General features: G+C 63.8%; 5 protein-coding genes. All 5 read right to left on the minus strand.

The features are described 5' to 3' along the window. Positions 1-49 precede the first annotated feature (49 nt). Positions 50-526, minus strand: a complete 477-nt coding sequence (locus WA702_RS25895; RefSeq protein ID WP_425113389.1) for a GNAT family N-acetyltransferase — start codon at positions 524-526, stop codon at positions 50-52. Positions 527-570: 44 nt separating this feature from the next. Further along, positions 571-1,413, minus strand: a complete 843-nt coding sequence (locus WA702_RS25900) for a tetratricopeptide repeat protein (RefSeq protein WP_425113390.1) — start codon at positions 1,411-1,413, stop codon at positions 571-573. Further along, a complete protein-coding gene (ilvD, locus tag WA702_RS25905) occupies positions 1,400-3,124 on the minus strand; it encodes a dihydroxy-acid dehydratase (RefSeq protein WP_425113391.1) in 1,725 nt (574 codons plus the stop codon). Before ilvD ends, WA702_RS25900 begins: the two co-directional genes overlap by 14 nt. A 243-nt stretch (positions 3,125-3,367) precedes the next feature. Then, complete coding sequence (locus WA702_RS25910; RefSeq protein WP_425113392.1) at positions 3,368-4,339, minus strand: tripartite tricarboxylate transporter substrate binding protein BugD; 972 nt, start codon at positions 4,337-4,339, stop codon at positions 3,368-3,370. 244 nt (positions 4,340-4,583) lie between these two features. Then, positions 4,584-5,099: pyridoxal-phosphate dependent enzyme (locus WA702_RS25915; protein ID WP_425113393.1), on the minus strand; the 516-nt coding region annotated here is incomplete at its 5' end.

Here is a 5,099-nt window from a genome sequence, read left to right on the forward strand (position 1 = left end):
CAATGGTGGGCACGCTTCGCTTTGCCCACCCTACAAACTTTGCCCCAACCTACCCGTGCGGCACCAGCACCTTCGTCATCGGATACGACGCCGCGGTGCCGAACTTTCCGACCGGCGGGCCCTCGTCATGGTAGCCGCGCGCCAGGTAGAAGCGATGCGCGGTCTCGGTGCTGAGCAGGCTGGCTGTGACAGCGCCGCGCTGAAGCGCCCTCGACTCCAGCGCCGCGAGCAACGCCGAACTGATGCCGCGAAAGCGCGCTGAGGGTGCGACGTAGTTCAGCGTGATCTCGCCGTCGTCCTTCACGCCACCAACGGCGACGATCGCCTCGCCCTCGACGACAAGCAGCAATGAACGGCCGATGCCGTCGGCCCATGATGCGACATTGTGCGGCGTCTTGTTGGCGAGCCAGCGGGACAGGACGACCCGGTCGTCGCGGTGGTCGGCGCTGCAGAGCTGCGCGATCGAATCCCGCAGCACCTGGCAGGCTTGAGGCGCATCGGCTGGCGTCGCGTCCCGGATGATCATTCCATTCCCCTCATATCTCGGGGGAATGGAATGCATTCCCCGTGTCAGTCCCGCTTGCCCTGCACCCAGTGCTCGAGCATCTGCAACGCCGACGCCCGATCGTCATCCGATGCCTTGGCGAACGCGCGATTGTAGTTTTCCTTGATCCAGGCCTCGTCCGGACTGGCCGCATCGCGCGCCAGCGTCAGGAACATCAGTCCGCGCGCAGCCTGCCGCGGCAGCCGGTCGCCGTTGAACAGCATCTGGCCGAGCAGCGCCTGCGCCTGGTGCTGGCCCTTCTGCGCGGCGGCACCGAGCCAGCGTGCGCCATAGCGGAAATCGTCACGCGAGGCGTCGCCGGTCTTCAGGTACATGCGCGCCAGATCATACTGGGCGTCGGCATTGCCGAAATAGGAGGCGGCGTAGGAGAACATCTCGCGGGCGCGCTCCGGATCGGACTTCACCTTCGAGTTCGGGATGCCGCTCAGGTAATAGCGGCCGAGCGCCACGAAGGCGTTGGCGACGACCTGCGCCTCCGGCGTCGACGGGTTGTCGTCGGCATGCGCATTGGCAACCCGGCTGAAATAGTCGAATGCCCGCAGATCGTCCTGCGCGAGGCCGCCTTCGCCATTGGCATACATCCGCCCGAGCTTCCACTGCGCGACTGGATGCCCCTCATCCGCGGCATATTGCAGCGCGACCACTGACTTGTCCGGCAGCGCCGCGGCCGTGCCCGGCTGCGGTATGCTCTTGCGCAGATTGGCCGCCATCCCGGACTGGACCGTCGCCACCGGCATCGCCGGGTCCGGGTTGATCGGGGCACCATCGAACGCAAAGGACGGCGCGGCCGCCAGCAGCGGAGCAACCCCCAGCATCAATGCAAAAACGATACGCTTAGATATCCGCATAGCAATGTTTCTCGTGCGCACCACCGGGATGGGTAACGGCCCCCGCGACCGCTGGCCCGACCTGCTGGGCATATTTCCAAAGCGCACCTGTCGTGTGGTGCGTCTCGCGCGGCGTCCATTTGGACTTGCGCTGTGCCAGCTCGGCATCGCTCAACTTTACGTTAAGGTGACCGGCCTCGGCATCGATCTCGATGATGTCCCCGTCTTCGAGCAGGGCGATCGGCCCGCCAATGGCGGCTTCCGGCCCGACATGGCCGATGCAGAAGCCGCGGGTGGCGCCGGAGAAGCGGCCATCGGTGATCAGCGCGATCTTGCCGCCCATGTCCTGCCCGTACAGCGCCGCCGTGGTCTGCAGCATCTCCCGCATGCCGGGGCCGCCGCGCGGCCCCTCGTAACGGATGACGATGACCTCGCCTTCCTTGTAGGTGCGCTTCTGCACCGCCTCGAAAGCATCCTCTTCGCGGTCGAAGCAGCGGGCCGGCCCGGTGAATTTGAGATTGGACATGCCCGCGACTTTCACGATCGCACCCTCAGGCGCGAGATTGCCTTTCAGACCGACAACACCTCCGGTCACGGTGATCGGCTGGTCGGCCGGCATCACCACGTCCTGGTGCGGATTCCATTTCACGCTTTTGAGGTTTTCGGCGATCGTCCGGCCGGTGACTGTGAGGCAGTCTCCATGCAAATAGCCATGATCGAGCAACGTCTTCATCAGCAGCGGAATGCCGCCAGCTTCAAACATGTCTTTGGCGACATAGCGGCCACCGGGCTTCAAATCCGCGATATAAGGTGTCTTTTTGAAGATTTCGGCGACGTCAAATAGGTCAAATTTGATCCCTGCCTCGTGCGCGATCGCCGGCAGATGCAGCGCGGCATTGGTCGAGCCGCCAGAGGCAGCGACCACGGCAGCGGCGTTCTGCAGCGCCTTCAGGGTGACGATGTCGCGCGGCCGGATGTTGGAGGTAATCAGCTCCATCACCTGCTCGCCCGCAGTCATGCAGAAGCTGTCGCGGATCTCGTAAGGCGCAGGCGCACCGGCGGAATACGGCAACGCGAGCCCGATCGCCTCCGAGACCGTCGCCATGGTGTTGGCGGTGAACTGCGCGCCACAGGCGCCCGCCGACGGACAGGCGACGCGTTCGATTTCGTCGAGGTCCTCGTCCGACATGGCGCCGACCGAATGCTTGCCGACGGCTTCGAACATGTCCTGCACGGTGACCTGCTGGCCGCGGAAATTGCCGGGCAGGATCGAGCCGCCATAGATGAAAACGGATGGCACGTTGAGGCGGACCATCGCCATCATCATGCCCGGCAGCGACTTGTCGCAGCCGGCAAGGCCGACCAGCGCGTCGTAGGAATGACCGCGCATGGTCAGTTCGACCGAGTCAGCGATCGCTTCACGCGACGGCAGTGACGAGCGCATGCCGTCATGGCCCATGGCGATGCCGTCGGTCACGGTGATGGTGCAAAATTCGCGCGGCGTGCCGCCGGCATGCGCGACGCCCTTCTTCACCGCCTGCGCCTGGCGCATCAGCGCGATGTTGCACGGCGCGGCCTCATTCCAGCAGGAGGCGACGCCGACGAAAGGCTGGTGGATCTGGGCCGTCGTCAGGCCCATCGCGTAGAGGTAGGAGCGATGCGGCGCGCGCGTCGGACCTTCCGTGACGTGACGGCTGGGCAGCCTGTTCTTGAGGTCGGTCTTGGCGTCCATCGCTGGTCTGTCTTCTGCCGGTGACGCTGCACGGGCGAGAAAACCCAGTTCATGAACCGATTTTCCCTACACCCTCACGCGCGCCGCCTAATGATGTAAGGCGTTATTTCACGAAGGGGTGTGGCTAAAAAGCGGCGCCTCTGCGGCGCGCCCGAAATCGTTACTCAATGGCGCAGAACTGTTGCGAGGTCGCAACAAACGTGGCCCCCAAGACACCATCAGTGGTCGCTACATACCACCTTCTTACTCCGTAGAAATACGTGCTGCTTTGATCATCGGCCACCATTTGGCGATCTCTGCACGCTGCAATGCGCCGAGCGCCTCCGGCGTGAGCTGATCCTGCGGAGTCATCTGCAACCCCAGGTCCTTCATCCGCTTTCGCACATCCGAATCGTTCAGTGCCGCGATCACCGCCTGGTTGAGCCTTTCGACGATCTCTTTCGGCGTCCCCTTCGGCACCCACAGCCCCGACCACAGCGTCATGTGGAAGCCTGGCAGGCCCGCCTCATCGACGGTCGGAATCTCCGGCGCGCTTTCGACGCGCTTGTCGTCGGTGACCGCATAGGCCCTGATAGCGCCGGCGCGGACCTGGTTGATCGAGTTCGAGGTCTGGTCGACGATCAGGTCGATCTGGCCGGCGACGAGATCGTTCAGCGCCGGGCCCGTGCCGCGATACGGCACGTATTGCAGCTTGATGCCGGTGACCTGCTCGAAATAGAGCCCGGCGATATGGCTGCCTGAGCCGTTGCCCGCGGTACCCGCAGCAACCGGCCTCGGCTGCGCTTTCATCCAGGCCAGTAGCTCCTTCAGGGATTTCGCCGGCACCGCGGTCTTGCTGACGATGATCATCGGATTGCTCGGCAGCAGCACCACCGGCTCGAGATCGGCGACGAGATCATAGCCGAGCTTGTAGACCGCGCCGTTGGCGACGTGAGTGCCGAGATGGCCAAAACTTACGGTGTAGCCGTCCGGCGCCGAATGCACCGCACGTCCCACGCCGATCGAGCCGCCGGCACCGGTGACATTCTCGATCAGGACCGGCTGGCCCAGCGTCTGCCGCATGTGCTCGCCAAGAATGCGCATCATCGCATCCGACGGCCCGCCGGCCGCGAACGGCACGATCACCGTGATTGCGCGCGAGGGGTAGGTGTCGGCAGCATCGGCCGAGGATACAAAGGCAAACATCGCAACCAAAACGGCGCAAATTCGTCGCATCGCTTCCACCCTGAATAGGCGCTCTCTATCAGAACGAGATCGACGTTTCCAAAGTCTCGGTCCTATTTATACAGCTTCGCTGTCATCGTCCGCGCAGGCGGACGATCCAGTACGCCGTGACGTTTTGGTTCGTTTTCTTCTGCCACGGAGTACTGGATGCTCCGCCTGCGCGGAGCATGACAGCGTTGGTGATGGCTAAAAGTTCAACACGCATCGCGACCGCCGATTTCATGGAAGCGCTGATCTAGAACTGCGTGTAGTCGATCGGCTGGTGGCGATCGAGCGTGCGGTTGACCGGCGGCAGCGGATATTTAAGGCCCGTGGCGCAATTGAACAGCATCACGCGATCATTTTTTGTGACGCGGCCGTCGGCCAGGCTCTGCTTGTAGGCGGCATAGGTCGCGGCACCTTCCGGGCACAGCAGCAGCCCCTCCTCGCGCGCGACTTCGCTGAGCGCAGATGAAATCTTCTCGTCATCGACCGCGATGGCAAAACCTTTGCTCTCGCGGACCGCGCGCAGGATCAGAAAATCTCCGATCGCCTGCGGCACACGGATGCCGGACGCGATCGTGTGCGCATCCTCCCAGCGCGCGGCGTGCTCGACGCCCTGCTCATAGGCGCGCACCATCGGTGCGCAGCCGGACGCCTGCACCGCGACCATGCGCGGGCGTTTTGATCCGATGAAGCCGATCTTCTCCAGCTCGTCGAAGGCCTTCCACATGCCGATCAGGCCGGTGCCGCCGCCGGTCGGATAGAAGAT

It is taken from the genome of Bradyrhizobium sp. (genome assembly GCF_049798375.1).
In the GTDB taxonomy this organism is placed as follows: Bacteria; Pseudomonadota; Alphaproteobacteria; order Rhizobiales; family Xanthobacteraceae; genus Bradyrhizobium.